The organism is Halomonas sp. ML-15 (genome assembly GCF_014779595.1).
GTDB lineage: Bacteria > Pseudomonadota > Gammaproteobacteria > Pseudomonadales > Halomonadaceae > Franzmannia.
Genome location: NZ_JACXZT010000019.1, coordinates 1,699,875 through 1,726,634 on the forward strand (window position 1 = coordinate 1,699,875; position 26,760 = coordinate 1,726,634).

Consider the following 26,760-nt stretch of genomic DNA (forward strand, 5'->3'; position numbering starts at 1 on the left):
TGGGCATATTAAGGTTTTATCTATTGAATTGGAAAACTTGATAGCTTATCACTTTATTTTACCGCTTATTTCAGCTCACATGGTTCATGTAATTGACGCACCCGCCGCAACCCATAATAGTTAGGTAACTCTCCGCTCACTGACAGGTGCAAGATCCTATGCAGGACGATGGCAACGGCAGCCCGCCGCCGCTCACGCTTGCTGTGACGCCGCCCGATGTGGCGGCACTTGCTGCAGCATCATCTGCGTGGACGTCAGCGGCCTTCGAGCATAGCCATGCCGGCATCATCATCACTGACCTGGCGCAGCGCATTTTGCTGGCCAACCCGGCCTTCGAGAAGATCACCGGATATGGCCGTCATGAGGTTGTCGGCTGGGACGTGAAGCGATTCCATCACATAGAGCAGAACGACGACTATCATCATCAGCGCCACGTCCTGGCCCAGCTGGGCCACTGGCAAGGCGAAGTGACATGCCGGCGTCGTAACGGCGAACACTATCCTGAGCTGCTGACCATCAACACTCTCTACGATGAACAGCAACAGGCATGCGGCTACGTCCGGGTATTCATCGACATCTCCGCTCTCAAGGCCCATCAGAGCCATCTGCAGCTCAAGGCCCACCACGACCCGCTGACCGGCCTGGCCAATCGCTCACTGTTCGATGACTACCTGCAGCGCGCGCTACACCACGCCCAGCGCCAGGATGGCGAGGTCGCGCTGCTGTTCATCGATCTCGACCGCTTCAAGCCAATCAATGACTCACTGGGCCACAGCGCCGGCGACACTCTGCTCAAGCAGGTCGCCAGGCGCTTGAGCCAGGCGCTGCGCAGCGACGATATGCTAGCCCGCTTCGGCGGCGATGAATTCCTGGTACTGCTGCAGCACGAGGCCGGCGTCGACGGCGCCCAAGCCGTGGCGCTGAGGCTGCAGGAAGCGCTCGAGGCGCCGTTCAAGGTCAGCGACCGGCGCCTGCCCATGTCGGCGAGCATCGGCATTGCGCTCTATCCCCGTGACGGCGACAGCCCCGAGGAGCTGATGCGCAGCGCCGATGGCGCCATGTACTCGGCCAAGCATGCCGGCGGCGGCTGTCATGCCTTCGTCGACCCGCTCCTCAGCCAACAGCTGCAGCACCAGCTGGCCATCGAGCTGGCGCTGCGCGAGGCCATCGCCGATCCGGATAGCGCCTTTCATCTGGTCTACCAGCCGCAGTGCGATCTGGTCAGCGGCGAGGTGATCGGGCTGGAGGCACTGCTACGCTGGCACGCCGCGCAGCCGGGACAACCTTCACCCCGCGACTGCATCCTGCTGGCGCGCAAGCTGGGGCTGGCGGTACGCCTTGACCGCTGGGTGATCGGCGAGGTGATCGCCCAGCAGCGCGCCTGGCGAGATATCGGCTCGACGCTGGCCGAGATGCCGATCGCCGTCAACATCGTCGATGACCACCTGCGCGGCGACGCCACTGATCGCGTACCGCTGGATCACTTCCTCCGCCAGCATACCGACGATGCCTCCTGGCTAACCCTCGAGATCGCCTGCGACAGCCTCGCCGATGAACCGGAGAGCACTCAGCACCTGTTCAAACGCCTGCAGCGGCTTGGAGTCAACCTGGCCCTCGATGAACTCGGCGATGGCCACGTCAACTTCGCCTATCTGTCACACCTGCCAATCAACCAGGCCAAGATCAACGGCGTACTGATCAAAGGTATCGCCCACGATCCCCGCAGCCAGGCCCTGCTGGGTGGCATCCAGCGGCTCCTCGAGACGCTCGGTGTCGAGTGCATCGCGGTGGGCGTGGAGAATGAGGAGATCGCCGACGCCGTGCGCCGCCAGGGTATCAAACTGGCCCAGGGCAACCACCTGGCCAAGCCGATGCCGGCCGGCGAGCTCAGCGCCTGGTACGACGCCCGATACTAACCCTGCCCCTCGCTACGCCCCCTTGAGTCTGGCCATGGCCGCCACTTCGCGCCGCCGCTTGAGTTCGTAGGCCACCGCCAGCACTACCGTGAACAGGATCAGAATCAGCCCCAGCGCATTGACCGCCGGGGTCAAGCCGGTGCGCACCTGAGAGGCGATATACACCGTCAGCGTGGTGTCATAGCCAGCCACGAACAGGGTGGTGTTGTAGTTCTCGAACGACTGTAGAAAGGCGATCACCGCCGCCGACAGAATCGCCGGCTTGAGATACGGCAGCAGGATACGCCGGAACATCTGCCACTGAGAGGCCCCCAGGTCCAGCGCGGCACGCTCCATGGTGCGGTCGAAGCGCTGCAGACGCGCCATCACCATCAGCATCACATAGGCCGCGATAAAGGTGGTTTGGCCCAGCACAGTAAGAAAGATCCCGCCGCTGACGCCGAATTGGCGCCAGAAGATCAGCGTCGAGATGCCGATGATCACCCCCGGCGTCAGCAACGGCGAGAGAATCAGCGCATAGATGAACGGCTTGGCGCGGCTCGACACCGTGTTCAGGAACAGCGCACTGGAGATGCCGATGGGTACCGCCAGCACCAGCACCCCCGCCGCCACCATCAGGCTGTTGGAGAGCGCCTGCCACATGCCGCCGTCTCGCCACAGCTCACCGAACCAGCGCAGCGTGGTACCGCCCCAAGGCGTCACGGTGGGGAAGCGGCTGTCGTTGAAGGTCGCCAGCGACATGATGATCAGCGGCAGGAACAGATAGGCGAAAAACACCACGATGTAGAACTTGAGGCCGAAGGCCAGCAGCCGCTGAGAGGTCATTTAGCGATATCCCCCAAGCCTACTTTAAATAATTTCATCACCAGCGACATAAAGCCGATGCACAGCACCAGTAGCAGGAAGGCGTAGGCCGCGCCCTGGTTCCAGTTGCCACCTTCGAAGAACCAGTTGTAGATGATCTGGGTGAACCAACGGCTGCCTGGCGAGCCTAGCAGCGCCGGCACCGCATAACTGCCGGCGGCGAGCATAAAGACCATGATGCAGCCGGTGGCGATGCCCGGTTTGGCGTGGGGGATCACGATGCGCCGATGGGTTCGCAGGGTGCCGGCACCCAGATCGCGCGCCGCTCGCACCTGATTGCCGTCGAGGCTCTCGATGGCGTTGTAGAGCGGAAATACCATGAACAGGATATAGGCGTAGACCATGCCCACCATCACGCCACCGTCACCGCTGAGGAAACGGATCGGCCGATCGATCAGCCCCAGCGCCAGCAGCACCTCGTTGAGCGGACCGCGGAACGCCAGCAGAATGAACCAAGAATAGGTGCGCAGGATCTCGTTGATCCAGAACGGCACGATCAACAGCAGGATGCAGAGCGCGGCCTGACGCGGCGTGGCCACCTTGGCCAGGTACCATGCCAATGGGTAGCTCACCGCCAGGGTCAGCAGAGTGACTATCACGCTCGACCAGATGGTCTTCAAGAAGATCGCACGGTGGATGTCGTTGTTGAACAGCGTCACGTAGTTGGCCATGGTCAGACGGTCGTCCGGCCCGCCGATCTGTGCCGGCAGCAGATTGGGACGCAGCGAGTACTCGATCATCTGCAGCTGCGGCAGCGTGACCATCATGATCAGCCACATGCCCAGCAGAGTGACGATGGCCATCGCCACCGGAGAGCCGAAGCGCGCGCTAAGCTGCCGAAACATCGGACGCCTCCTTGACCTCGCCGGTCTCCTCGTCGACCACTGGGCTGCCGTCGTTGGGCAGCACCACCGCCTCGGCAGGATCGAAACCGAGCCGGACCCGCTCCCCACGAACAAGGCGGCTGGCCGCACCACGCGCCTGCTCGCCACTGAGCTGGACTCTCAAGCGCTCGGCGCTGGCGGCAAGCCGCGTCTCGAGCATCAACCAGGCACCCTCGAAGTGCACCGCCTCGACCTCAGCCTCCAGCCCAGGGCCGCTGCTGCCTGGCCCCAGCAGGCGCAGCTGTTCGGGGCGCACGAACAGTGCCGCGCGATCACCCACGGCCAGGCCGTCACTGGCGCCCGGCACCGCACTCCCCTGCAGCCGGCCCAGCAGGCCGGCGTCGAGGGTCAGGCGCTCACCGTCGCGCTCGGCCACGCTGACCTCGAGGCGATTGTTCTCGCCGACGAAGGCCGCCACGAAACCTGTCTGGGGAGTACGATAGAGGGTCATCGGATCAGCGACCTGCTGGATACGCCCCGCCGACATCACCGCCACCCGGTCGGACATGGTCAGCGCTTCGCCCTGGTCATGGGTGATATAGATGAAGGTGATGCCGGTCTTGCGCTGGATCGCCTTGAGCTCGGCACGCATATGCTGGCGCAGCTTGAGGTCCAGCGCCGAGAGTGGTTCGTCGAGCAGCAGCACCCGCGGCTCCACCGCCAGCGCCCGGGCAATGGCGATGCGCTGTTTCTGGCCGCCGGAAAGCTCGGCGACCTGCTTGTCACCGCTGCCCTCCAGCGCCACCAGGCTAAGCAGCCGCTCCGACGCCTCGCGCCGCGTACGCCGGTCGACTCCGCGTACCTCGAGACCGAATTCGATGTTCTGATAGACGCTCATCAACGGGAACAGCGCCAGATTCTGAAAGATCATCGCCGTGGGGCGGCGGTTGACCGGCACCCCGGCCATCGGTTCTCCACCAATGAAGATCTGCCCCTCGCTGGGGGTCAGAAAACCGCTGACCATGTTCAACAGCGTGGTCTTGCCGCAGCCCGAGGGGCCCAGGAAACTAAAAAACTCGCCGGAGTGGATCTCCAGCGAGGTCGGTTCTATCGCAGTGAAATCGCCAAAGCGCATCACCACGTTTTCCAGTGAGACGGAACCGTCCATGGAGGACCTCAAAAAACAGATAAGTGTGGGAGCGAACTCATTCGCGAATCTGTGGGAGCGAATTTATTCGCGATGCAGCGCGCAGCGCTGCCAACCAAGCCCATCGCGACTGAAGTCGCTCCCACTTTGGCCATGGCGCCTTGCTCTTGTGGGAGCGAATTTATTCGCGATTGCAGCGCGCAGCGCTGCCGAGATCCCCCATCGCGGCTGAAGCCGCTGCCACTTTTGCCTTGGCGCCAAATCCGATCACGCCGATAGATAACGATCCTGATACTCGTTGCGCAGGGTCACGTACCACGGTTCCTGGATTGGCCACCACCACAGGTTCTCGAGGTCTGCGTCGGTGTAGGAATCCAGGAAGAACTGGCGTGTCTCCTCCGGCAGCAGCTCCTCGGCGCCCACCGAGGTGGAGTTGTAGCCGGTGGCCTCGACGAACATGGCGCCAGCTTCCGGGGTGTAGTACCAGTTGATCAGCTCGTAGACGGCATCGACGTTGCGAGCGTTCTTGGGAATCACGAAGCCCTCCATCCACGCCAGCGCGCCTTCGCGGGGTGCCGCATAGGCGATGTCCTCGCCCTCCTGCTTAAGGCGGAAGGCGGTGCTGTCCCAGGTCTGTCCGATGATCGCGCCGTTGGTACGGAACGCCGCCTGGGCCTCGTTCTCGGTATCCCAGAACTGCACCAGCAGATCCTTGTGCTTGACCGCCTCCTCGACGATCACGTCGAAGTTGGCGCGCATCGCCTCCTCGCTGCGGTAGGACTCCAGCATCGGGAACGGCAGCCGGCCTTCACGCTCCAGCCACAGGCCGATACCCACCAGCGCCGAGTGGCCGCGCACGGTCACGCCCTGGCCGTTGTCCGGGTTCCACAGGTCGGCGTAGCTCAGGGTCTCGCGGTCGATATCGACGAAGCGGCGGTGATAGGCGATCGCCTCGGTGCCCCAGTCGCTGGGGGCGAAGTAGCGACGGCCGTCGACCACCCCGCCCACCTCGGAGCCTTCGATGGCGCTGGCCAGCGCCCCATCCCAGTTGATGCGCGACTCGTCCAGCGGCTGAATCAGATCGTAGTCGAGGTAGCCCGGCACCCGGTCCACGGTGGGCATGATCACATCGAAGCCGGAGCCGTCGGTGGCGCGCAGCGAGTTCATCAGCTCGTCGTTGGTGCCATAGGGGGTGAAGGTGGCGCGGATGCCGGTCTTGTCGGTGAAGTCGGCAAGCATCTCGTCGCTGAAGTAGCCGGCCCAGGCGTAGATGCGTAGCGGCTCGCCCTCGGCCAGCGCCTTGTTGATATAGAAAGATGGCGCAGCGGCCACCGCCCCGGCTGCAGCCGTTCCCTGCAGAAAACGACGACGCGAGATCGACATTTTTCAATTCTCCTGAACGCAGTGATTGTTACTATGATTGTCTGCTCGACTCGATGACCGGGAGATGACGATTGAATGACGGTTCAACGAGCTGAGTTCAGCATAGCAGCGGGCCAGCGAAAGGCGAGGCGCTGCGAGCGGCGGGTTTCAACGCTACATGCGTGATGGGAGAAGTAAGGGCGGGGAGAACTCCAGCGGCCAAACGTCAGGCATTAAAAAGCCGGCCCACAAAGGGGCCGGCTTCTGGCGAGTCGCTAGGCGACTCGAGGGGTCAGGCTAGACTTAGAAGTCGTAGCGGACGCCCACGGTGTACAGCAGATCGTCGTTCAGATCGCTGATGGCGTCGTCGCGATCGAAATCAGCGTCGTAGACTTCAGCGAAAGCGTACATCGGCTGGCTGAAGCGATAGTTGGCGCCCAGCATCCACTGGTTGGAAGAGCTGATGCTGCCGGTCGCTTCGTTGTCATCCCAGCTGACGCGAGCGTACTGGCCGTAGATCTCGCCCATGCCGTAGTCGAAGGTACCGCCAACGCTGAAGATATCGCGACCCAGATACTGGAAGCTACCAGCGGTTTCTTCCAGGCGCGAATCGTTGGAGCTGCTGGTCTCATAGCCGATGCGACCGCTAAAGGCCGGGGTAAACTGGTAAGAAGCAGCTAAGCCCCACAGCCCCTCATCGGAGTGGCGACCAGCGTTGGCCAGGCTGTCGCCAGGGCCGTCGCCAGCGGTATGGCCGCGGCCGACACGGCTGTAGTCGCGGTTCTGGTCGTAACCAGCGGCAACGTACAGATCCTGCCAAGTGTAGCTTACCGCCGCCTGAGAGCTGGTGGTGGAGCTATTATCGCCATCGCCTTGAACTTCGTCATTACCGGAGTAGTGCTTGACCTGGACATGAGCCTGGAAGCCTTCCAGTACCGGAGTAGAGTACGCCAGGGCATTACCGTGGGAGCTGTTATCTACGCTACCGAAGTTAGACCAGCCTGCGTTTTCCGGTACGTCGAATACGGAACCAACGGCATTGTAGTAGATGCTGTTGAAGTTACCGACCCAGAAACGACCAAACTGCTGGCTCTCGACGCCAAGGAAAGTCTGGCGGTTGTTGGTGATCGGATCTGCGTTGCGGCTAGAGGCGTCGAAACGGAATTCCATGTTGGCAAACACGGAAAGATCAGTGTTGACCTCATGACGAGCACGGAAGCCCAGACGCGAGCCCAGATCGTTGATCTCGGAGCCAGATGATTTAGCACGACGTACCTGCTCACCATCTTCGTTGGTGGTGAATGTAGTATCCTCCACACCACCAGAAGTCAAAGCCATAACAACACGGCCATAGACGTCAACTTCGGTGCCGTCTTGGCTGTATACGGTAGCTGCCTGAGCAGCAGCGGAGACGCCCAGGGCGCCGGCGATAGCAGTCGCTAACAGTGTCTTTTTCATCGCGATATGTCCTTAACTAGCTTACTGTTTCGATCGTGTCTGCATATGCAGTCGGCTTTCCCGGTGCGCCTGGCCAATCTGCCGAGGCATGATGGCCGGGGCTGCCACCTGAGCGAAGCCTAGTTATATTCCAATGCTCGCAGGACAAACCTTATACCGGGATTTCCGGGAACGCAACAAGAAAAAACACTGTTTCCAATCTCGATGCACGGAATCCATGGAACTTTTGTCCTACGCAAGCGTCACGCCACCACCTTGAAGCCCGTGACGCCGGGCCGCCCGGCGCCTCGCGGACGATACAGCGGCGTGGTGCCCCATGCCGATGTCCCGTTCGAAGGCGCTCACAGTACGCTTCTCAGCGGCTGCGGCGACTAGCGTGGGCTATCTTGGCCGGGTCGAGGACGACATGCAAGTCCGCCTTGTGGCCGGCTGTCAACGGCTTGTCGTAGATCAAGGCAATGATTAGCGAGGCCGCCGGAGGCAAATCCGAGCGGTTAGCGTAAGAGCCCTTCAGCGCTGCTCGTGCTTGGAGAGCAGCTGGCCGAGCTTCTGCTCGAGGCGCGCGTCTTTTTCGCGCTGTGCCTGACGCTCGGCCTGCTGGGCCTTGCGGGTGCGGTTCTGGGCACGCAGCTCGTCGAGCTGGCGGCGGGCGTAGCGCGCCTCGCCGTCGCTCACTTCGCCGGCGTTGGCGCCGCTGAGGTCGACCCGCTCGGCGCCGGTACGCACCGCCTTGAGATAGCGCGGCAGATGCACGTAGCAGGCCAGCGCACGGCGTACCAGCTTGTCGGGCCAGGGCTCGTGAGCCACCAGGTCTTCGTGAATGCCGACCTTGAGCGGCCGGGTGTGGCCCTTGAAGAAGGTCTGCGGGTAGCGCTGGTACCACTCGTCGAGCAGCGCCTGGGGCGACGGCGCCTCTCCGATCGGCAGGCGGCTCTGGGGTTCGTCCTGGGCCTCTGCCGCTGGCGTTGTCTCGGCGGATGCGGCGGGCTCAGGCGCCGCTGATGAAGCTGGAGCCGCCGCTGGGGGCTTAGGCTCCGGCGCGCTGGGCGTGGCTTGCGGCTGCTGTGTAGAGGCGTCCGTGGCGAGATCGTGATGCCTGGCGGCAAACCGCGGGCGGCGCGACATCAGCGCAGCCAGGCCCTGGCTGCGCGGGCTTGCTGCCGGCTCCCGGGCCTCGACTTCCTGCTGCAGGCGCTGATTGTCGGCCTCGAGCTCGGCCAGCCGGCGCTCGAGTTCGGCAATGGTGCTCCGCGCCTCGCGCAGCGCCACCAGACCGTGCTCGGCGCGCTGCTCCAGGGCGTTGAGCAGTGCCGCGGTGTGATCTTCGTTCAAGGCGTCGCCCTCCATGCGCATCTCACGTGATCATAGCCTCAAGTGTGTGCCAGCTTTGGCATTATGACAATGCGCCTCTCGCTACTTACCGTCGCCTGCAGAGCGCCATCCCAGCGAGGGACGCCGGGGGTAGGCCGAAGAGGAGGTGTCGATGCCATGGATGGCATCGGTAGCGCCCAGGGATGGTTTACAGCGCCTCCTCGCAGGCCTGCCGACGGATCAGTCCCGAGCGGGGCCGGCATCGCGACGCCGATACTCGACAAAGGCATAGGCCGGCTGCCCTTCGCGGGGCGAGCCAGGCACCCGCTGGCGCTCCTGCCAGTCGTCCGGGTCGAGCTCGGGGAAGCGCGCGTCGCCTTCCACCTCGAGGTCAACTTCGGTCAGATAGAGCCGCGACGCGTAGGGCATTGCCTGAGCGTAGATCTGCCCGCCGCCCATCACCATGATCTCCTCCACGCCGTCGATGATCGCCTGCTGGTCGGCGAGGTCCAGGGCGCTCTCCAGGTCGTGGCAGACCCGCACCCCCGGATGCTCGAAACTGGCGTCACGGGTGACCACGATATTCAGTCGCCCCGGCAGCGGCTTGCCGATGGAGGCGAAGGTCTTGCGCCCCATCACCAGCGGTTTGCCCTGGGTCATGGCCTTGAAGAACTTGAGGTCTTCGGGCAGATACCAGGGCAGCTGGTTGTCGACCCCGATCACGCGATTACGCGACATGGCGGCGATCATCGCCACCGGGACCATGGTGTCGAAGCGCTGCTCTCTCATACCGCCACCTCGGCCTTGATATGCGGATGCGGGTCATAGTCGTGAATGGCGATGTCCTCGAAGCGGAAGGCGAACAGATCGCGGATCTCGGGGTTGAGCGCCAGTCGCGGCGCCGGGCGCGGCGACCGCGACAGCTGCAGCTCGGCCTGCTCGAGGTGGTTCGAATAGAGGTGTGCATCGCCCAGGGTGTGGACGAAATCCCCCGGCTCGAGGCCGGTCACCCTGGCCACCATGCAGGTCAGCAGCGCGTAGCTGGCAATATTGAACGGCACGCCGAGGAAGATATCGGCGCTGCGCTGGTAGAGCTGGCAGGAGAGCCGTCCCTCGGCGACGTAGAACTGGAACAGCGCATGGCACGGCGGCAGCGCCATCTCATCGACCAGCGCCGGGTTCCAGGCCGAGACCATCAGTCGCCGCGAGTCCGGGTTGCGACGGATCTGCTCGACCACCTGGCGAATCTGGTCGACGTGGCCGCCATCCGGTCGCGGCCAGCTGCGCCACTGGTAGCCATACACCGGCCCCAGGTCGCCGTTGGCATCGGCCCACTCGTCCCATATGCGCACCCCATTCTCCTTGAGGTAGCGGATATTGGTGTCACCGGAGAGAAACCACAGCAGCTCGTGGATGATCGAGCGCAGATGGAGTTTCTTGGTAGTCACCAGTGGAAAGCCGCGCGCCAGATCGAAGCGCATCTGGTGGCCAAACACGCTGCGCGTGCCGACCCCGGTGCGGTCATGCTTGGCCACGCCCTGATCCAGCACCTGACGCATCAGGTCGAGATAGGGCTGCTCGAGCGCCGGCGCGTCAGGCGCCAGCCGTTCGGATGCGGGATGTTGAGGAGCTTGTGTCACACGCTTGCCATCTTGAGTAAAGGGCCAAGGGACCAGCCGTGGCGGCCCACTCGACGTGAAATAGTGGAACCACCCGCCTAGCCCGGCACACGCTGGTCCACCGGCTGACGCCGCGACCAGGCGATCAGCGCCGTACCGGCCAGGATCATCGGCAGGGTCAGCAGCATGCCCATGGTCACCCAGCCGAAGGCGATAAAGCCGATGTGGGCATCGGGCAGGCGCACGAACTCTACCGCGAAGCGGAACAGGCCATACAGCAGCAGGAACAGCCCGGAGATCAAGCCGCGCTGACGCGGCGTCGCCGATACCACCCATAGCACCGTAAACAGCACCAGTCCTTCCAGGATGGCCTCATAGAGCGCGGAGGGGTGGCGCGGCTCCGGCCCGAGGCCGGGGAACGGCATGCCCCAGGGCAGCTCGGTGACGCGCCCCGGCAACTCGCGGTTGATAAAGTTGCCGATACGCCCGGCGCCGAGGCCGATCGGCACCAGCGGAGCAATGAAGTCGGTGAGGGTGAGGAAAGCCAGCTGCTTCTTGCGAGCGAAGTAGAGCGCCGCCAGCAGAACGCCAATCAGGCCGCCATGGAAGCTCATGCCGCCGTCCCATATCTGGAACAGCCACAGGGGGTTGTCGATCAAGCGGCCCATGCCGTAGAACAGCGCGTAGCCCAGACGGCCACCGGCTACCACGCCGATGGCGCAGTAGAACAGCAGGTCGCCGATGTCGTCGCGGGTCAGCCCGAGACGCGCCGCTCGCCGGCAGCCCAGCCACCAGGCGGCGACGAAGCCGATCACATACATCAGGCCATACCAGTGAATGCTCAGCGGCCCCAGCGAGATGGCAACCGGATCGATATCGGGATAGTTCATCTAGGTCCTGCTCGATAAGAAGAGAGACGGTCAGGCATGTTTTGCCAACCAGCGTCGTGCCATGTCGACCAATGCCTGGGGACGATACGGCTTGGCGAGGTAATCGTCCATGCCGGCGTCGAAGAAACGATGACGGTCACTGTCACTGGCATTGGCGGTCAACGCCACCAGCACGCTGCGATGCTCCTGGCGGCTCTCACGGGCACGCCAGCGACGACTGGTCTCGACACCGTCCATGCCCTGCATGTAGATATCCATGAACACCAGGTCATAGCGATACCGCTCCCCCAGACCCAGCGCCTGCTCACCGTTCTCGGCCGTGTCCACGTGGACCCCTTCGGCCTCCAGCACCTGGCGAGCCAGCATGGTGTTGACCGGACCGTCATCGACGATCAGCACTCGTGAAACAGCCGCACTCGCCTCATCGTCCAACGCCGTCGAGGCAAGGTCCAGAGTCGATGCCGCGCTTGAGGGCGAGGCGGATGCCAGCGTTTCTGGCGACTCCACCAGGTTGGTGACCAGCGTTTCCAGGTCGGCAAGCCCCTCGAGAAGCTGAGGGACCGGCTCTCGCTGAGACTGCAGCGTCTGCATCAGCCCGGTGAGTTCTTTCTGCAATACCTGCAGGTAGTGGGTCTTGAGCCGCGACTCTTCCCGCGCTCGATCCCGCGACAGCATCAGTTGGGCCATTTGCTGCTGCTGGTCGACGACATCCTCCAGCAACCCCATGCAGTGACCATGGCCGTCGTTCAGCGACAGCAGTCGGAAGGTGCGGTAGCCACCGCGAATGCCATTGATGCGAACCACATCGGCGCTCTGGCTGCCAGGTTCGACGCCGGTATCCACGCGGATCAGATAGTTGAGCTCCAGGCCACGCAGCTCGTTCAGGCTGCGCCCCACGAGCTGCTCGAAAGCGCCGTTGGCCTCGACCAGCTTATCCTCGCGAGTGATGAACGTCGGGATCGTCAGCCGATTCAGCATGGTCGCGAAGCGCGGCCGCTCGGCAACACGCTCCATCAAGTCCTCGAGGGCGTCGAGCAGGCGCTGCAACCGATGCACGGGCCCCTCTTCAGCACCTCCCAGAGGCAGCACGCGCTCACTCTTCAACCAGACCGGCAGGTCGCCGTGAATGATGCCCAGCAGGCGCTCGAGGCGCTCATACGGCACGCTGAGGGCATTCTCCCACTGCTGCAGGCGCTGCCGCAGCATCAGCAGGAAAGTAGCCACGCTGAGGCTGGTGCCTACGCCCAGGGCCAGCAGCAGCCAGCTAAGGTTGAGCCAGGCGGTTGCATCCTGGCCATCCATTTGCCAGATCAGCAGCCACGCCAGCAAGCACAGCAGCATCAATCCTAGCTGGGTCAGCAACAGCGGCCAGAGCGTCGGCCAGATCACCCGCTGCCAGAGACTATCGGAGGCTTTGTCGACTCGCATTCTCATCCCTGTGAATCGTCGATGGGTCTAAATAGTACGAAAATGCACGCCGCCTGTCATGACGCGCTACGGCGCGCTTTGTTACGCCTTGTCGGCGCGGTATGGTAGTGCGATGTGCCTGATCGTCTTCGCCTTCCAGCCCGGCACCCCGGTGCCCCTGCGGCTTGTCGCCAATCGCGACGAGCAGCATGCGCGACCCACAGCGCCCCTGGCCTACTGGCGCGATGTGCCTGCCATTCTCGGCGGGCGCGATCTGGTGGCTGGCGGCAGCTGGCTGGCGCTGCACCGCGGCGGACGCATGGCGGCCATCACCAATGTTCGCGACCCACGCATTCAGCTCAAGGGTAACCCGCCAAGCCGTGGCGAACTGGTTCGCCAGGCGCTGCTCTGTAACGATCTACCGGGTTGGCTCGCCGGGCTCGCAGAGGGCGAAGCGTGGCGCTATGGCGGCTTCAATCTGCTGGCCGGAGACAGCCAACGACTGTGGCACCTCCACCGAGGCCATCAGCGCCTCGCGCTACAACCGCTCTCACCGGGGCAATACGGGCTCTCCAACGCCGACCTCGAGACACCCTGGCCCAAACTGCGACTCGCCAAGGCCGGACTCGCCACCAGCCTCGACGGCGGCCGCTGGCCAGAAGACGCCCTGACCGCCATGGCCGAGCAGCATCAGATCCGCGACCCTTCCCGCCTTCCAGATACCGGTATCGGCGAGACACTGGAGCGCTTCCTGTCGCCACCCTTCATCATCGGCGACGAGTATGGCACCCGCGCCACCTGCTGGCTTAGCTGGCACGCCGACGGACGCATCGACATCACCGAACGACGCTTTGGGCCTGGCGGAGTCCCCGCCGGCGAGACAGCCGAACGCCTGATACTGGACGCGTAGCGCTGGGCGCTCAGCCTAATCCCGCGGCGGGAGCAGATGCGCCAGCTGCCACTCGCCCAACCGCGTGGCGAGGTGCGCGCGCACCTTGGCCGGTGACTCCAGCGTCAGCGTCTCGCTGACCAGCGACTGCGCCGCCGACAGCGGCACCCGGCGGATCGCCGCCCGCACCCGCGGCAGGCTCGGCGCGTTCATCGACAGCGCATTGAAGCCCATCCCCATCAGCAGCAGCGCTCCGGCCGGGTCACCGGCCAGCTCACCGCACAGCGATACCGGCATCTGCAGCAGCGCCGACTCCTTGGCGAGACGATCCAGCGCCACGAGCACCGCCGGATGGCAGGCGTCGTAGAGCTCGGCAACCCGCGGGTTGTTGCGGTCCACGGCCAGCAGGTATTGGGTCAGATCGTTGCTGCCCACCGAGAAGAAATCGACCCGCTCCGCCAGTGCCGCGAGCTGATAGAGCGTGGCCGGTACTTCGAGCATCACCCCCACCTTGGGCCGCGGCACGCTGACCCCCTCTTCGGCAATCTCTTCCAGGGCGCGGTCGAGCAGCCGCAGTGCATCATCGACCTCGTCGACGTTGGTCACCATCGGCAGCAGCACCTGCAGATTGTCGAGCCCCTCGGACGCCTTGAGCATGGCGCGCAGCTGCACCATCAGCACCTCGGGGTGATCCAGCGTCACGCGTATGCCGCGCCAGCCGAGAAAGGGGTTGGCTTCGTCGATGGGAAAGTACGGTAGATCCTTGTCGCCACCGATATCCAGGGTGCGCATTACCACCGGCAGCGGGGCAAAGCTCTCGAGCTGATCACGATACAGGCGAACCTGTTCCTGTTCGCCGGGAAAGCGCTCGGTGATCATGAACGGCACTTCGGTGCGGTACAGCCCCACCCCGCTGATACGCGGCTTGAGAGAAGCCACAGCGTCCACCGCCAGGCCGGTATTGACCATCAGCGGCATGGCATGGCCATCGGGGGTTTCGCTGGGCAGATCCTGCTCGTGCTCGAGCACCGCGGACAGCGCCTCCTCCTCGGCGATCAGCGAGCGGTAGTGGCTCTCGATATCCGCGGTAGGGCGAACGAACAGCCGGCCGCGATGGCCGTCGAGCACCACCTTGGTGCCATTCAGGCGCGGCAGCGGCAGGTCGACCATGCCCAGCACGGCAGGAATGCCCATGGCCCGTGCGATGATCGCCACATGGGAGGTACTGGAGCCGCGTACCGAGACCAGCCCGGCGAGCTTGTCCCGGGGCACTTCACCCAGCGTCGCCACGCTGATCTCATCGCCGACCAGTACGGTGCGTTCGGCAAAGGTGTCCGGGGTCTTCGGCATCTCCTCCTGCAGGTGGGCGAGCACCCGCCGCCCCAGATCACGGATGTCCGCGGCTCGCTCGCGCAGGTAGTTGTCGTCGACCCGTTCGAGATACTGCACGTGGCGGCGCACCACATCGGCCAGGGCGCCGGGAGCCCACTGCCCCTCGCGGATACGCTTCTCGACCTCCTGGCCCAGCGCCGCCTCGCTGAGCATCTCCTGATAGACCTCGAACAGCGCCAGCTCCTGGGCACTGATACGGCTGGCAAGACGCTCACCGGCGGCGCGAATCTCGTCGCGCACCCGATAGATGGCCCCCTTGAGACGCTGGATCTCATAGTCGACGTCGGTGGGGATCAGATCAGGCACGCTGTCGAGGTCGGCCGGCGGCGCAATCACCAGCACCTCACCGATGACCATCCCCGGCGAAGTCGCCACCCCGGTGAACATCGCCTGACCGTCGCCGCGACTGGATCGCGATAGCCCACCGGTGGCCAGCGCATGGGCCAGCACCCCGGCCAACTGCGCGGCCATGGTCACCAGAAAGGCTTCATCGCCCTCGTCAAAACGGCGTTTGTCCTGCTGCTGAACCACCAGCACGCCAAGCATGCGCCGCTGGTGAATGATCGGCACGCCGAGAAAGCTCGAATAGCGCTCCTCGCCGGTCTCCTCGAAGTAGCGGAACAGCGGATGGCTAGGCGCATCCTCGAGATTGAGGGGCTCCTCACGCTGCCCCACCAGCCCCACCAACCCTTCGCCAAGGCGCATCGACACCTGGCCCACGGCGCGACTGTGCAGGCCAATGGTATCGTTGAGCACCAGGCGTTGCTGGGCGGTATCGAACAGATAGAATGAGCACACATCGGTGCGCATCGCCTTGCGAATGCGGCGCACCATGGTCGACAGCGCGGCCTCCAGCGTGCGAGCGCTATTGACCTCTTGGACGATGCGGCGAAGGACATCGAGCATAAGCGTTCTTCTTATAGGGCCCCGCAGGGCCTGAGTGTCGTGCCGCTGGCAGGGTTCAATCGTCACCCAGCGCCAACCGCTGCGCGCGAGGAGCCAGCTCGCGCAGCGCGCGGCGATAGACCTCCCGCTTGAAGGGCACTACCTGACCCAGAGGGTACCAGTAGCTGACCCAACGCCAGCCATCGAATTCCGGCTTGGCGGTCGTATCCACGCAGATCTGGCTATCCTGACAGCGGATCTGCAGCAAAAACCACTTCTGTTTCTGACCGATACATACCGGCCGCGAATGCGTTCTTATCATGCGTCGTGGCAGACGATAGCGCAGCCACCCCCGGGTACAGGCCAGCACGTCGACATCGGCAGCCGTCAAGCCGATCTCTTCTTCGAGCTCGCGATACAGCGCCTGTTGTGGTGTCTCGTCAGCCTTGATGCCTCCCTGGGGAAACTGCCACGCATTCTGGCCCACCCGACGCGCCCAAAGCAGCTGGCCCTCGCGGTTGGCAATGATGATGCCAACGTTGGGGCGGAAGCCGTCAGCGTCGATCACGGACGTCACCTTATAAATCCACTATTGCAGCCATTCTTCCACAAAGCCGGAAAGCCCATCAATACACTTGCCGCGCTTGGCATTGTTGCCCGGCAGCCAACTCTGCAATAATCAGCGGCTGTTTTTCTCACCCCCACCCTAGGAGCGCGTCTTGAGCCTGGCCATCTTTGATCTCGACAACACCCTGTTGGGTATCGACAGCGATCACGCTTGGGGCGAATTCCTGCTCGAGCAGGGCGCCGTGGATCCAGTCAGCTATCGCGAGGCCAACGAGCGCTTCATGCGCGACTACGACGCCGGCACCCTGGATATCCATGCCTTCCTCGAGGTCGCCCTCAAGCCGCTGTCCGACAATACACCCGAACAGCTTGCTGCATGGCATCAGCAATTCATGGCCAGCAAGATCGAACCCAACATCCTGGCCAAGGGCGAAGAGCTGCTGGCGCGGCACCGTAGCCGCGGCGACACCCTGCTGATCATCACCGCTACCAACCGCTTCATTACCGGCCCGATCGCCGAACGCCTTGGGGTCGACCATCTGATCGCGGTGGAGCCCGAGATCGTCGATGGCCGCTATACCGGCCGCGTATCGGGCACACCCAGCTACCGTGAAGGCAAGGTCGAGCGCCTCGAGGCGTGGCTCGCCGACAAGGACCTGACGCTGGACGACGCCTGGTTCTACAGCGACTCGCACAATGACTTGTCGCTGCTGGAACAGGTCGACCACCCGGTGGCAGTCGACCCCGATGACACCCTGCGCCAGGTCGCCGAGTCGCGTAACTGGCGCATAATGAGCCTGCGCTGAGCCAGGCGCAGTTGCGCCGCCCACATCTACGACCAACGTATAATATTGCGCCGCACCATTTATTTGGTGCGGCGCAATGTTATTTAACCTACTGAATTTTATTGGATTTTCACTAAAACCCAGACCCAAGATATTCCTTATGGCCAAGGTGATGAGCATAAAGTCGAGCTTTGGCATGGATTTTATTTGTCGACAAAGCGTCTATAATGCCCATATCTGCATGACGTCGAGCCGGCGACGATCGATCATCGCCACCGGCCAGGGCCTTCGGTCACCGCCGAAGGATTCGTTCCGCACCAGGCAAGCGAGAGCCCCCATGTCCACACCGACCTATGATGTCCTGATCGTGGGAGGCGGCGTATCCGGCACCGCCCTTCTATATGAACTGGCTCGCTACACCGACCTCAAGGCCATCGGCCTGGTCGAGAAGTACGATCACGTGGCAATCGTCAATTCTCACGGCCGCAACAACAGTCAGACGATCCACTGCGGTGACATCGAGACCAACTACACCCTCGACAAGGCCAAGGTGACCAAGCGCACCGCGGGCATGGTAGTCAACTTCGCCACCAAGCTGGCCCCCGACGTGCGTGACAAGATCGTCTACAAGTATCCCAAGATGGTCCTCGGCGTCGGCGACACCGAGTGCGACTTCCTTCGCAACCGCTTCACCAAGTTCAAGGAGCTGTTCCCGCAGATGCGTCTGCTCGAGCGTGACGACATCGCCGAGCTGGAACCGAAGCTGGTCGAGGGACGTCCCTCCGAGCAGCCCATCGTGGCGATGGGCTCCACCGACGAATACAGCGCGGTGAACTACACCACCCTCTCGGAGGCGTTCGTCGAAGAGGGGCGCAAGAATGCCGACGAGAAGGGCATGGCCTACGACGTGCACCTCTCGACCGCGGTGGAAGATATTCAGCAGGACGGTGATCTGTTCAAGATCAAGACGCCCAACAAGGGCACCCTCAAGGCGCGCTACGTGGTGGTCAGCGCCGGCGGCCACTCGCTGCTGTTCGCTCACAAGATGGGGTACGGACTGGACAAGTCGTGCCTGCCCATGGCCGGCTCCTTCTACTTCACACCCAAGGTGCTCAACGGCAAGGTCTACACCGTGCAAAACGAGAACCTGCCGTTCGCCGCGGTACACGGCGACCCCGACGTGCTGGTCGAGAACAAGACGCGCTTCGGCCCCACCGCCTTGATGCTGCCGCTGCTGGAGCGCTACAACGGCAAGACCTTCTTCGAATTCGTCAAGGTGCTGCGACTCGACCGCAACGTCGTCAAGGCCCTGTGGGATCTGATGAAGGTGCGCGATATCCGTCGCTATATCTTCAAGAACTTCCTGTTCGAGGTGCCCTTCCTGCGCGAGCGGCTGTTTCTCAAGGACGTGCAGAAGATCGTCCCCAGCCTCACTGTCAAAGAAGTCAGCTTCGCCAAGGGCTTCGGCGGCGTGCGCCCGCAGCTGATCGACAAGGAGCAGAAGAAGCTGGTGATGGGCGAAGCCAAGATCAACCCGGGCACCGGTATCGTCTTCAATATGACACCGTCGCCAGGGGGAACCAGTTGCCTGGGCAATGCCGAAAAGGACATGTACCTGGCTCAGGAATTCCTCGGCTTCAACGTCGACAAGGAAGCCTTTGAACGCGACCTGCTGACCGGTGAGATCCCGCTCACCGACCTCGAGCGACCGGCGGCCAGCTCGCTGATGTAACCCGCCCACCGTTACACTCTTGTTCCCCGGCCTCGGCCGGGGAATGTCGTTTAAGTGATGGCTTTTACGCTATGCTAGGCTGCGCTTGATTAGCATTGTCCTCTCCCTATTCGATTCACCAAGGAAGGCCCATGGTCGTGCGGCGCCCCTCCCCTTCGATTCTGCTGGCCCTGGCCTGCGGCCTGGCACTGCTGCTGTGGATGCTGTTCGGTGACCTGCAGCGCTTCAGCGCCGAAGCCCCGGAGGCCGAACCGGCCCGTGATGTGACGCTGACCCGGGTCGAGGTGCAGCACAGCAACGCGCAGCGATTCTCGCCGCGGCTCACGGCTCAAGGCCAGCTTAGCGCCTGGCAGGACATTGAGCTGCGCGCACGCCGCGAAGGCCAGATCGATGCGCTGCCGGTGGCCCAGGGCGAACGCGTCGAGGCCGGCCAGACCCTGCTCGAGCTTGCTCGCGAAGATCTACCCTCCCAGCTCGCCCGCGCCGAAGCCGATCTGGAGCTGGCCCGGGCCGAACTGGCCGGCGCCGATCAGCTACGCCAACGCGATCTGGTCTCACGCACCGAGCAGCTGCGCCTGGCTGGCGCAGTGGCCGGCGCCGTGGCCGAGGTGGAGCAGCTGCGCCAAGCGCTAGAGCACACCCGGCCCAAGGCACCGTTCGCCGGCACCCTCGATCAGCTCAATGTCGATGCCGGCGCTACGCTGCAGGTGGGCGAGGTCTATGCCCGGCTGGTCGACGACTCTCGGCTGCGCGCCACGGCGAATATCGCACAGCGCGATGCCCTCGACCTCGAGCCGGGTCTGCCGGTGAGCGTGCGGCTGCTCGACGGCAGCACCCTTGACGGCGAACTCAGCTACGTGGCCAGCCGCGCCGATGAGGGCACACGCAGCTTCGCGGTAGAAGCGCGCGTCGATAACCCCGAGCGGCGGCGCCTGGCCGGCGCCAGTGCCAGCCTGATCATCACCCGCGCCGAGCAGTCCGCCCATCGGCTATCCCCTGCCCTGCTGGTACTCGACACCGAGGGTCAATTGGGCGTCTACGCCGTTGACGATGATGACCGCGTGGTCATCCACTCGGTGCGCTTGCTGGCTGCCGACAGCCGTGAGGCCTGGGTGACCGACCTGCCTGACAGCGTCACGCTGATCACCCTCGGCGGCGGCTTCGTCTCAGACGGTGAACGGGTCGAGCCGGTGCCCGCCGAGGACGACGCCTTGCTTGACGGCGACGGCCTGCCGGAGGCGCCCGACAGCGGCGCTGCGGTGAACTGATGCGACGTCTGATCGAGGCGGCCCTGCAGCGGTCGCGCACCACCCTGCTGCTGCTGGTATTCCTGCTGCTGGCCGGCAGCGCGGCCTACCAGGCGATTCCCAAGGAGGCCAACCCCGACGTCGCGATCCCGATGATCTATGTGTCGCTGAGTCTGGAAGGGGTCAGCCCCGAGGACGGCGAACGGCTGCTGGTGCGCCCCATGGAGCAGGAGCTGCGCTCGATTGTCGGGGTGCGCAAGATGACCTCCCAGTCCAGCGAGGGCCACGCCTCGGTGACGCTGGAGTTCGATGCCGGGTTCGACGCCAACCAGGCGCTGGCCGACGTTCGCGAGCGTGTCGACATCGCGCGCAGCTCGCTGCCCGATGAAGCCGATGAGCCCCGGGTCATGGAGGTCAACGTGGCGCTCTTCCCGGTGCTCTCGATCGGTCTCTCCGGGCCCCTGGAAGAGACCCAGCGACTGGCGGTGGCGCGCCAGCTCAAGGAGGAGATCCAAGGGATCCCCGAGGTGCTCGAAGTGGATATCGGCGGCGAGCGCGAAGATCTGCTGGAGATCGTCGTCGATCCGCTGGTGCTCGACAGCTATGGCGTCGACTTCGACAGCCTGTTCAACATGGTCTCGCGCAACAACCGTCTGGTCGCCGCCGGCAGCCTGGACACCGGCGCCGGACGCATGGCACTCAAGGTGCCCGGGGTGATCGAGCGCCTCGAGGATGTGATGGGGATGCCGGTCAAGGTCGAGGAGGATCGGGTGGTCACCTTCGGCGATGTGGCGCATATCCGCCCCACCTTCAAGGACCCGGAGGGCTTCGCGCGCATCAACGACCAGCCGGCGCTGGTGCTGGAGATCTCCAAGCGCGCCGGGGCCAATATCATTGCCACCGTGGACGCCGTGCGCCAGCTGTTCGAGGAGGCCGGGCCGCTGCTGCCGGACGGGCTTGAGATCACCACCATCATGGACGAATCCGAGACCGTCGACGATATGCTCTCGGAGCTGCTCAACAACGTGCTCACCGCCGTGGTGCTGGTGCTGATCGTAATTCTCGCCGTGATGGGGCTGCGCGCCGCGCTGATGGTCGGCCTGACCATTCCTGGCGCCTTCCTGACCGGCATTCTGCTGATCTGGGCAGTGGGCTATACCCTCAATATCGTGGTGCTGTTCGCGCTAATCCTGGTCGCCGGCATGCTGGTCGACGGCGCCATCGTGGTCAGCGAACTGGCCGACCGTAACCTCTCCGCCGGCCAGTCGCCGTCAGAAGCCTGGGCCGGGGCGGCCTCGCGCATGGCCTGGCCGGTGATCGCGTCGACCGCCACCACCCTGGCGGTGTTTCTGCCGCTGATGTTCTGGCCTGGGGTGGTCGGCGAGTTCATGAAGTACCTGCCAGCCACGGTGATCCTGTGCCTGCTCGCCTCCCTGGCCATGGCGCTGATCTTCCTGCCCACCCTGGGCAGCGTGATCAGCCGCGGCCAGCCGGCCGGCGACGGCGAGCCACGCGCCCCCAGCATCAGCCGCGGCGGGCGCGCCTACCGTCGCACCCTGGGCTGGCTGCTGGCACGCCCCGGCATCACCCTGCTCGCCGCGCTGGGCATCATGGCGCTGGTCTACACCGGCTATGCGCGCTTCAACCACGGCGTCGAGTTCTTTCCCAGCGTCGAGCCCGACAGCGCCCAGGTCCTGGTGCGCGCCCGCGGTGATCTCTCGGCGCTGGAGAAGGATGCCGTGGTGCGCCGCGTGGAACGCCGGCTGGCCGGCATGAGCGAGGTCCAGGCGCTCTATGCGCGCTCCTTCGCGATGGCCAACGAGCAGCTGGGTCCCGACGTGATCGGCCAACTGAGCTTCCAGTTTATCGACTGGCAGCAGCGCCGTCCGGCTCAGCGCATTATTGACGAGATGCGCGAGCGCACCGCCGACCTGCCGGGGATCCTCCTCGAGTTTCGCGAGCAGGAGCAGGGCCCTGCCGGCGGCAAGCCGATCGTGCTCGAAGTCAGCGCTCAGGATCCCACCCTCACCGACCAGGCGGTGGACGAACTGCGCGCTGCCATGAATGACCTCGGCGGCTTCCGCGATATCGAGGACAACCGCAGCCTGCCCGGGGTGGAGTGGCGCATCGAGGTCGACCGCGAGGCCGCCGCCCGTTTCGGCGCCGACGTGGCAACGGTAGGCAGCGCAGTACAGCTGATTACCACCGGCCTGCAGGTGGCCAGCTACCGTCCCGCCGAGGTCACCGATGAGGTCGATATCCGCGTGCGCCTGCCGGAGGCGCGACGCTCGCTGGATCAGCTCCGGGCCATGACCATCCACACCGAGCGCGGCCAGGTGCCGATGAGCCACTTCGTCGAGCTGACGCCAGCACCCAAGGTCGGCAGCCTGCAGCGTATCGACGGTCGTCGCGCGATCACCCTGGAGGCCGATGTCGCAGCCGGGGCTCAGCCAGCCGAGCGCCTACAGGCACTCGGCGACGCCATGCAGACACTCCCCGACGGCGTGATTGTCAATGTTGCCGGCGAACAGGAGGATCAGCAGGAGACCGCGCAGTTCCTGGTCAGCGCCTTCCTGATAGCGATCTTCCTGATGACGCTGATTCTGGTGACCCAGTTCAACAGCCTCTACCAGGCCGCATTAGTGCTCTCGGCGATCGTGTTCTCCACCGCCGGGGTGTTGATCGGCCTGCTGGTCAACGGCCAGCCGTTCGGCATCGTCATGGTGGGGATGGGCATCATCGCCCTGGCGGGGATCGTGGTGAACAACAATATCGTACTGATCGACACCTACAACCAGCTGCGTCGCGATGGGCTGAGCAGCCCTGAAGCGGCCCTGGAGGCGGGCGGACTGAGACTGCGACCGGTACTGCTGACGGCCATCACTACGGTGCTGGGGCTGCTGCCGATGGTGCTGGGAATCAACGTCAATCTGTTCGCGCCAAGCCTGGGCATCGGCGCGCCCTCGACCCAGTGGTGGACACAGCTCTCCAGCGCCATCGCCGGCGGCCTGACCTTCGCCACTGCCCTGACGCTGCTGTTGACGCCGTGCATGTTGGTGCTGGGGGGCAAACTCTCATCCAGAAGATGAGAGGTCACCGCGATATCGGGGAAGGGTTAGGACGTGGCGCGCAGGCTGGCTTCGGCGCCGGGCGGCGGTGAGTGCGCCGCATGCAGGCGACCGATCAGCTGGTCTTCGAGGGCGAAGCGCTCGGTGAGGCCCTTGGCGAGCCGATCCAGCCAGGCTGGCAAGCGCCCCAGATGGTGCTGGCACTTGACCGGCGACGAGTAGTCATCATCGAAGGAGAGCACCAGCTCGGTGGACATGTCGAGGCGCTCGAGCAGACGGTCGGCGATCACCAGCGCTTCATCGTCGTTGAAGGCCGTCGCCTCTTCCCGAAGCTGCGGATAGATCTCGAAGTGACCGGCGCTGATGTAGTCCATCAGCAGCTCGCTGAAGGCATCGATCTGCACCTTGGTGACCGCCTCGAGTTCGGCATCGCAAGCTTCCTGCAGCTCGACGAAGCTCACCAGCATTTCTCGGCGCTGGTCGAGCCAGCGGTCGATCAGCCGATGCACACCTCCCCAGCGTTCCAGGGCCGTCTTGCAATCTTCCAGCATGGGCGCCTCCCTTGCACAGCCTGACCCGCCAACAGGGCGGACTGACAGACTCGCGCGACTGGCGAGTCGTGTCAATCCTCCTTCAGGCAAGTTTTTCCTCAGCCGCGATCGACGCGGAAGTTGAGCGTGAACGACATGTTCTCGTTCGGGCAGAGCCGGGAACTGCAGGCCTGGGGCTGGCGCATTTCGAGGTAGTAGGTACCCGCCTCGAGCCGCTCGGCGATGCGGAAGTTGAAGCGCTCGCCGCTGTCACGATCCTCGGCCAGCACCTGGCCGTCAGCGTCCATCAGGCGACCGTTATAGCCACCCGGCAAGCTGCGCATGACCGGCGTGGTGGCACTCAGCACTACGCTGGTGGGCCGATCCAGGGTAAAGCGGAACAGTCGCGAACCAGAGGCTAGCTGGCCATGGTAGACCTGACCAGGGCGCAGCTCGGTGGCACGCTCCTGCTGCATGGCAGTGGTCGAACAGCCGGCCACGAGCAGCATCACGAACAGTATCAGGGGAAGGGTCAGAAGGCGCATACCAGATTCCTTGTAGCTGGGTTGCCGAAAAAGATCACCCGTAGGTGAGGTGCCGAAACGGTAGCATATTTCAGCCGCCGCGCACCGCCTGAATGCCGCGCACCAGCATCGCCAAGGGCGCGATAGCCAGCACCACGAAACCGATCAGCGTCCAGCCCGGCAGCGAGATCCCCAGAAACAGGAAATCGATCTCGGCACACTCGCCGGAGCCCGACAGCACCCTCGACACCACGTCGCGCCACGGCAGGATATCCATCATGTAGTCGAGCCCCGGCCCACAGGTCGGCACCTGATCCGCCGGCAGCGACTGCAGCCACAGATGACGCCAGGCCACCCCGATACCCCCCACCACCGCGACCAGCCCCAGAGCGGCATACACGATAAGGCCGGCAGCGCGGGGATTATGCAGCGCCGCCACCAGCAATACCGCCGCTGCAGCGAGCACCGCAACGCGCTGAAAGATACACAGCGGGCAGGGCTCGAGCCCCGCCGCGTGCTCGAGCAGCAGCGCCACGGCCATCATCAGCGCGCAGAAGGCGAGCCCCGCGAGGCTCCACTGGCGCGGCGACAGCGCCTTGAGAGTTGAGGTCACACGCATGTCCTTGAAGTCACGTTGATGATCGAGTGGCGCTGACTCAGACGGCTCGCGCCGCTCGGGGTTCACGGGCGCGGGTGAAATAGCCCTCCAGGAAGGCGCCGAAGCGCTCCTCATCGCCCGCTTCGATTTCCCCCTGCTGGCGATGCGAGGTCTCGATCAACTCATCGAGCAGCGCGCGGTGCGCGGCATCCATTGGCTCGCGGCGGAACTGCTCGGCCTGCTCGCGGGCCAGCGCCAGCATCACCTCGGCGAAGCTCTGCTGGGTCTCCTTAAGCCGCGCCATGACGCGTCCCGACGGCGTCAACGAGGGGTCATCGAGCAGCGGTGCCAGTCCGCGCACCGCGTCGCTGTGCGGGCTGCCCTCCTCCAGGATATCGAGCAGCTCGGCCACCGCCTCGAGTTCGGTGAATATCTCATGCCCTCGTTCGGGCACCGAGCGCAGTTCGCCACCGATGTTCAGGCGCATCGCCGGGTCGCGCCCGCGCTCCACCACCAGGCGACGGTTGTCATCGAGGTGATCGCACTCGTCATCCGGGATCCATGGACTGTCGGAGAGCAGGCACCACATCAGGAAGGTGTCCAGAAAATACATCTGGGCAGCGTCCACGCCCAGCGGCAGCAGGGGGTTGAGGTCGAGGCAGCGCACCTCGATATACTCCACGCCGCGCGCCTCGAGGGCCTGGCTGGGGGTCTCGTTGTGACGGGTCACCCGCTTGGGGCGGATGTCGCTGTAGTACTCGTTCTCGATCTGCAGGATGTTGGCGTTGAGTTGCTGCCAGGTGTCGCCTTGATTGACGCCCAGCGCCTGGTAGGGGGGCCAGGGCGTGGAAATCGCATGGCGCAGGGTACCGACGTAGTTCGACAGCGAGTTGAAGCAGATCTTGAGCTGCTCCTGCACCTTGTTCTGGTAGCCAAGCCCCGACATGCGCAGCGTGGTGGCATAGGGTGACAGCAGGGTATCGGAGCCGTGCGCCTCGAGCCAATCGGGTGCCGGCTTGCCGTCCAGAAAGCTGCGGTCGATTGCCGGCGAGGCGCCGAACAGGTACATCAGCAGCCAGCTGTTACGGCGGAAGTGGCGAATCAGGCCGAAGTAGCGGCTCGAGCGGTAGTCGGCGTCCGACGAGGCGGCGGTGTCCGACGCCTGAGGGTCGATCTCGCGCAGCAGCGGCCACAGGTCGTCGGGGAGCGACACGTTATAATGCACCCCGGCGATGGCCTGCATGATGCGTCCGTAGCGGACGTCGAGGCCCTTGCGGTAGACGTGCTTCATGGTGCCGATATTGGAGCTGCCGTAGTCGGCGATCGGCACGCTGGCGTTACCATTGAGCCGCGCCGGCATGCTGGCCGGCCAGATCAGCTCCTCCCCCAGGTAGTGATAGCTGAAGCGGTGCAGGTCGCCGAGAAACGCCAGCGCATCGTGGGGCTTGCAGTAGACCGGCGTGATGTACTCGAGCAGCGCTTCAGAGTAGTCAGTCGTGACGTGCGGATGGGTCAGCTTCGAGCCCAGCGCGTGGGGGTGCGGCGTCTGGGCGATGCGGCCGGCGGGATCGACCCGCAGCCCCTCTTTTTCGATGCCGCGACGCAGGCGGCCGATCTGACCCTGCTGGGCCGGCGCCTTGAGCCGGGCGATGACGGAAGCGAGTGGCTCGGACAAGGTGAACACCCCATGGCATGGAAGGATGGGGCCCGGCCCCTCTTCGCTGATGAAACGGTACGAGCGTCGG

22 protein-coding genes are annotated in these 26,760 nt (G+C 64.2%); 6 read left to right on the plus strand and 16 right to left on the minus strand.

Annotated features, from left to right (window positions below):
* Positions 1-158: 158 nt before the first annotated feature.
* Positions 159-1,916 carry a putative bifunctional diguanylate cyclase/phosphodiesterase gene (locus tag IEI94_RS19670; protein ID WP_191168911.1) on the plus strand — a complete coding sequence of 586 codons (1,758 nt, stop codon included), beginning with the start codon at positions 159-161 and terminating at the stop codon, positions 1,914-1,916.
* Between the two features lie 12 nt (positions 1,917-1,928).
* On the opposite strand, the gene IEI94_RS19675 is transcribed toward IEI94_RS19670, so the two are convergent.
* The 10 genes from IEI94_RS19675 to IEI94_RS19720 form a co-directional block, all read right to left on the minus strand.
* Positions 1,929-2,741, minus strand: a complete 813-nt coding sequence (locus IEI94_RS19675) for an ABC transporter permease (protein ID WP_191168912.1) — start codon at positions 2,739-2,741, stop codon at positions 1,929-1,931.
* Entirely contained in the window at positions 2,738-3,625 is an 888-nt protein-coding gene (locus IEI94_RS19680) for an ABC transporter permease (RefSeq protein WP_191168913.1), read from the minus strand. Before IEI94_RS19680 ends, IEI94_RS19675 begins: the two co-directional genes overlap by 4 nt.
* Positions 3,609-4,772, minus strand: a complete 1,164-nt coding sequence (locus IEI94_RS19685; RefSeq protein ID WP_191168914.1) for an ABC transporter ATP-binding protein — start codon at positions 4,770-4,772, stop codon at positions 3,609-3,611. Before IEI94_RS19685 ends, IEI94_RS19680 begins: the two co-directional genes overlap by 17 nt.
* A 246-nt stretch (positions 4,773-5,018) precedes the next feature.
* Complete coding sequence (locus IEI94_RS19690; RefSeq protein ID WP_191168915.1) at positions 5,019-6,134, minus strand: extracellular solute-binding protein; 1,116 nt, start codon at positions 6,132-6,134, stop codon at positions 5,019-5,021.
* Between the two features lie 282 nt (positions 6,135-6,416).
* Positions 6,417-7,571 carry a porin gene (locus IEI94_RS19695; protein WP_191168916.1) on the minus strand — a complete coding sequence of 385 codons (1,155 nt, stop codon included), beginning with the start codon at positions 7,569-7,571 and terminating at the stop codon, positions 6,417-6,419.
* A 510-nt stretch (positions 7,572-8,081) separates the two neighbouring features.
* The gene (locus IEI94_RS22695) at positions 8,082-8,903 is read right to left on the minus strand and encodes a ProQ/FINO family protein (RefSeq protein ID WP_224750205.1); all 822 of its coding nucleotides are present in this window, start codon (positions 8,901-8,903) and stop codon (positions 8,082-8,084) included.
* 219 nt (positions 8,904-9,122) lie between these two features.
* On the minus strand, positions 9,123-9,671 hold the full coding sequence (locus IEI94_RS19705; RefSeq protein ID WP_191168917.1) for a dihydrofolate reductase: 549 nt from the start codon (positions 9,669-9,671) through the stop codon (positions 9,123-9,125).
* Positions 9,668-10,441 carry a thymidylate synthase gene (locus IEI94_RS19710; protein ID WP_191169680.1) on the minus strand — a complete coding sequence of 258 codons (774 nt, stop codon included), beginning with the start codon at positions 10,439-10,441 and terminating at the stop codon, positions 9,668-9,670. Before IEI94_RS19710 ends, IEI94_RS19705 begins: the two co-directional genes overlap by 4 nt.
* 158 nt (positions 10,442-10,599) lie before the next feature.
* Positions 10,600-11,391 (minus strand): prolipoprotein diacylglyceryl transferase, encoded by a 792-nt coding sequence (lgt, locus tag IEI94_RS19715; protein ID WP_191168918.1) that lies wholly within the window; start codon positions 11,389-11,391, stop codon positions 10,600-10,602.
* A 30-nt stretch (positions 11,392-11,421) separates the two neighbouring features.
* Positions 11,422-12,819 (minus strand): response regulator, encoded by a 1,398-nt coding sequence (locus tag IEI94_RS19720; RefSeq protein ID WP_191168919.1) that lies wholly within the window; start codon positions 12,817-12,819, stop codon positions 11,422-11,424.
* Positions 12,820-12,931: 112 nt separating this feature from the next.
* Between IEI94_RS19720 and IEI94_RS19725 the strand changes: the two genes are divergently transcribed.
* Positions 12,932-13,708 (plus strand): NRDE family protein, encoded by a 777-nt coding sequence (locus IEI94_RS19725; protein WP_191168920.1) that lies wholly within the window; start codon positions 12,932-12,934, stop codon positions 13,706-13,708.
* 15 nt (positions 13,709-13,723) lie between these two features.
* On the opposite strand, the gene ptsP is transcribed toward IEI94_RS19725, so the two are convergent.
* Positions 13,724-15,985, minus strand: coding sequence for a phosphoenolpyruvate--protein phosphotransferase (gene ptsP / locus IEI94_RS19730; RefSeq protein WP_191168921.1), 2,262 nt, complete (start codon positions 15,983-15,985; stop codon positions 13,724-13,726).
* A gap of 55 nt (positions 15,986-16,040) precedes the next feature.
* Positions 16,041-16,532: an RNA pyrophosphohydrolase gene (locus tag IEI94_RS19735; protein ID WP_191168922.1), complete on the minus strand. Its 492-nt coding sequence runs from the start codon at positions 16,530-16,532 to the stop codon at positions 16,041-16,043.
* A 151-nt stretch (positions 16,533-16,683) separates the two neighbouring features.
* Here IEI94_RS19735 and IEI94_RS19740 point away from each other — a divergent pair, with 151 nt between their 5' ends.
* The 4 genes from IEI94_RS19740 to IEI94_RS19755 all read left to right on the plus strand — a co-directional run bounded on the left by IEI94_RS19740 (position 16,684) and on the right by IEI94_RS19755 (position 23,384).
* Positions 16,684-17,337 carry an HAD family hydrolase gene (locus tag IEI94_RS19740; RefSeq protein WP_191168923.1) on the plus strand — a complete coding sequence of 218 codons (654 nt, stop codon included), beginning with the start codon at positions 16,684-16,686 and terminating at the stop codon, positions 17,335-17,337.
* 316 nt (positions 17,338-17,653) lie between these two features.
* Complete coding sequence (locus IEI94_RS19745; RefSeq protein WP_191168924.1) at positions 17,654-19,048, plus strand: FAD-dependent oxidoreductase; 1,395 nt, start codon at positions 17,654-17,656, stop codon at positions 19,046-19,048.
* A gap of 131 nt (positions 19,049-19,179) precedes the next feature.
* Complete coding sequence (locus IEI94_RS19750) at positions 19,180-20,316, plus strand: efflux RND transporter periplasmic adaptor subunit (protein ID WP_191168925.1); 1,137 nt, start codon at positions 19,180-19,182, stop codon at positions 20,314-20,316.
* The gene (locus IEI94_RS19755) at positions 20,316-23,384 is read left to right on the plus strand and encodes an efflux RND transporter permease subunit (RefSeq protein ID WP_191168926.1); all 3,069 of its coding nucleotides are present in this window, start codon (positions 20,316-20,318) and stop codon (positions 23,382-23,384) included. Before IEI94_RS19750 ends, IEI94_RS19755 begins: the two co-directional genes overlap by 1 nt.
* Positions 23,385-23,410: 26 nt before the next feature.
* Here IEI94_RS19755 and rsd read toward each other — a convergent pair whose 3' ends face one another.
* From rsd to gshA, 4 genes are all read right to left on the minus strand, one after another.
* Positions 23,411-23,914 (minus strand): sigma D regulator, encoded by a 504-nt coding sequence (rsd, locus tag IEI94_RS19760; protein ID WP_191168927.1) that lies wholly within the window; start codon positions 23,912-23,914, stop codon positions 23,411-23,413.
* A gap of 98 nt (positions 23,915-24,012) precedes the next feature.
* Entirely contained in the window at positions 24,013-24,438 is a 426-nt protein-coding gene (locus IEI94_RS19765) for a hypothetical protein (protein ID WP_191168928.1), read from the minus strand.
* A 70-nt stretch (positions 24,439-24,508) separates the two neighbouring features.
* Complete coding sequence (locus IEI94_RS19770) at positions 24,509-25,030, minus strand: disulfide bond formation protein B (protein ID WP_318153428.1); 522 nt, start codon at positions 25,028-25,030, stop codon at positions 24,509-24,511.
* Positions 25,031-25,073: 43 nt separating this feature from the next.
* On the minus strand, positions 25,074-26,699 hold the full coding sequence (gene gshA, locus IEI94_RS19775) for a glutamate--cysteine ligase (RefSeq protein WP_412030924.1): 1,626 nt from the start codon (positions 26,697-26,699) through the stop codon (positions 25,074-25,076).
* Positions 26,700-26,760: the final 61 nt, after the last annotated feature.

Bases quoted from the DNA above. Each gene is read 5' to 3' on its own strand.
- IEI94_RS19685 (WP_191168914.1), bottom strand. From the start codon at position 4,772: ATGGACGGTTCCGTCTCACTGGAAAACGTGGTGATGCGCTTTGGCGAT.
- IEI94_RS19745 (WP_191168924.1), top strand. From the start codon at position 17,654: ATGTCCACACCGACCTATGATGTCCTGATCGTGGGAGGCGGCGTATCC.
- IEI94_RS19720 (WP_191168919.1), bottom strand. From the start codon at position 12,819: ATGCGAGTCGACAAAGCCTCCGATAGTCTCTGGCAGCGGGTGATCTGG.
- ptsP (WP_191168921.1), bottom strand. From the start codon at position 15,985: ATGCTCGATGTCCTTCGCCGCATCGTCCAAGAGGTCAATAGCGCTCGC.
- IEI94_RS19690 (WP_191168915.1), bottom strand. From the start codon at position 6,134: ATGTCGATCTCGCGTCGTCGTTTTCTGCAGGGAACGGCTGCAGCCGGG.
- rsd (WP_191168927.1), bottom strand. From the start codon at position 23,914: ATGCTGGAAGATTGCAAGACGGCCCTGGAACGCTGGGGAGGTGTGCAT.
- IEI94_RS19670 (WP_191168911.1), top strand. From the start codon at position 159: ATGCAGGACGATGGCAACGGCAGCCCGCCGCCGCTCACGCTTGCTGTG.
- IEI94_RS19755 (WP_191168926.1), top strand. From the start codon at position 20,316: ATGCGACGTCTGATCGAGGCGGCCCTGCAGCGGTCGCGCACCACCCTG.
- IEI94_RS19695 (WP_191168916.1), bottom strand. From the start codon at position 7,571: ATGAAAAAGACACTGTTAGCGACTGCTATCGCCGGCGCCCTGGGCGTC.
- IEI94_RS19680 (WP_191168913.1), bottom strand. From the start codon at position 3,625: ATGTTTCGGCAGCTTAGCGCGCGCTTCGGCTCTCCGGTGGCGATGGCC.
- IEI94_RS19705 (WP_191168917.1), bottom strand. From the start codon at position 9,671: ATGAGAGAGCAGCGCTTCGACACCATGGTCCCGGTGGCGATGATCGCC.
- IEI94_RS19675 (WP_191168912.1), bottom strand. From the start codon at position 2,741: ATGACCTCTCAGCGGCTGCTGGCCTTCGGCCTCAAGTTCTACATCGTG.
- lgt (WP_191168918.1), bottom strand. From the start codon at position 11,391: ATGAACTATCCCGATATCGATCCGGTTGCCATCTCGCTGGGGCCGCTG.
- IEI94_RS19725 (WP_191168920.1), top strand. From the start codon at position 12,932: ATGTGCCTGATCGTCTTCGCCTTCCAGCCCGGCACCCCGGTGCCCCTG.
- IEI94_RS19765 (WP_191168928.1), bottom strand. From the start codon at position 24,438: ATGCGCCTTCTGACCCTTCCCCTGATACTGTTCGTGATGCTGCTCGTG.
- IEI94_RS19710 (WP_191169680.1), bottom strand. From the start codon at position 10,441: ATGCGTCAGGTGCTGGATCAGGGCGTGGCCAAGCATGACCGCACCGGG.
- IEI94_RS19750 (WP_191168925.1), top strand. From the start codon at position 19,180: ATGGTCGTGCGGCGCCCCTCCCCTTCGATTCTGCTGGCCCTGGCCTGC.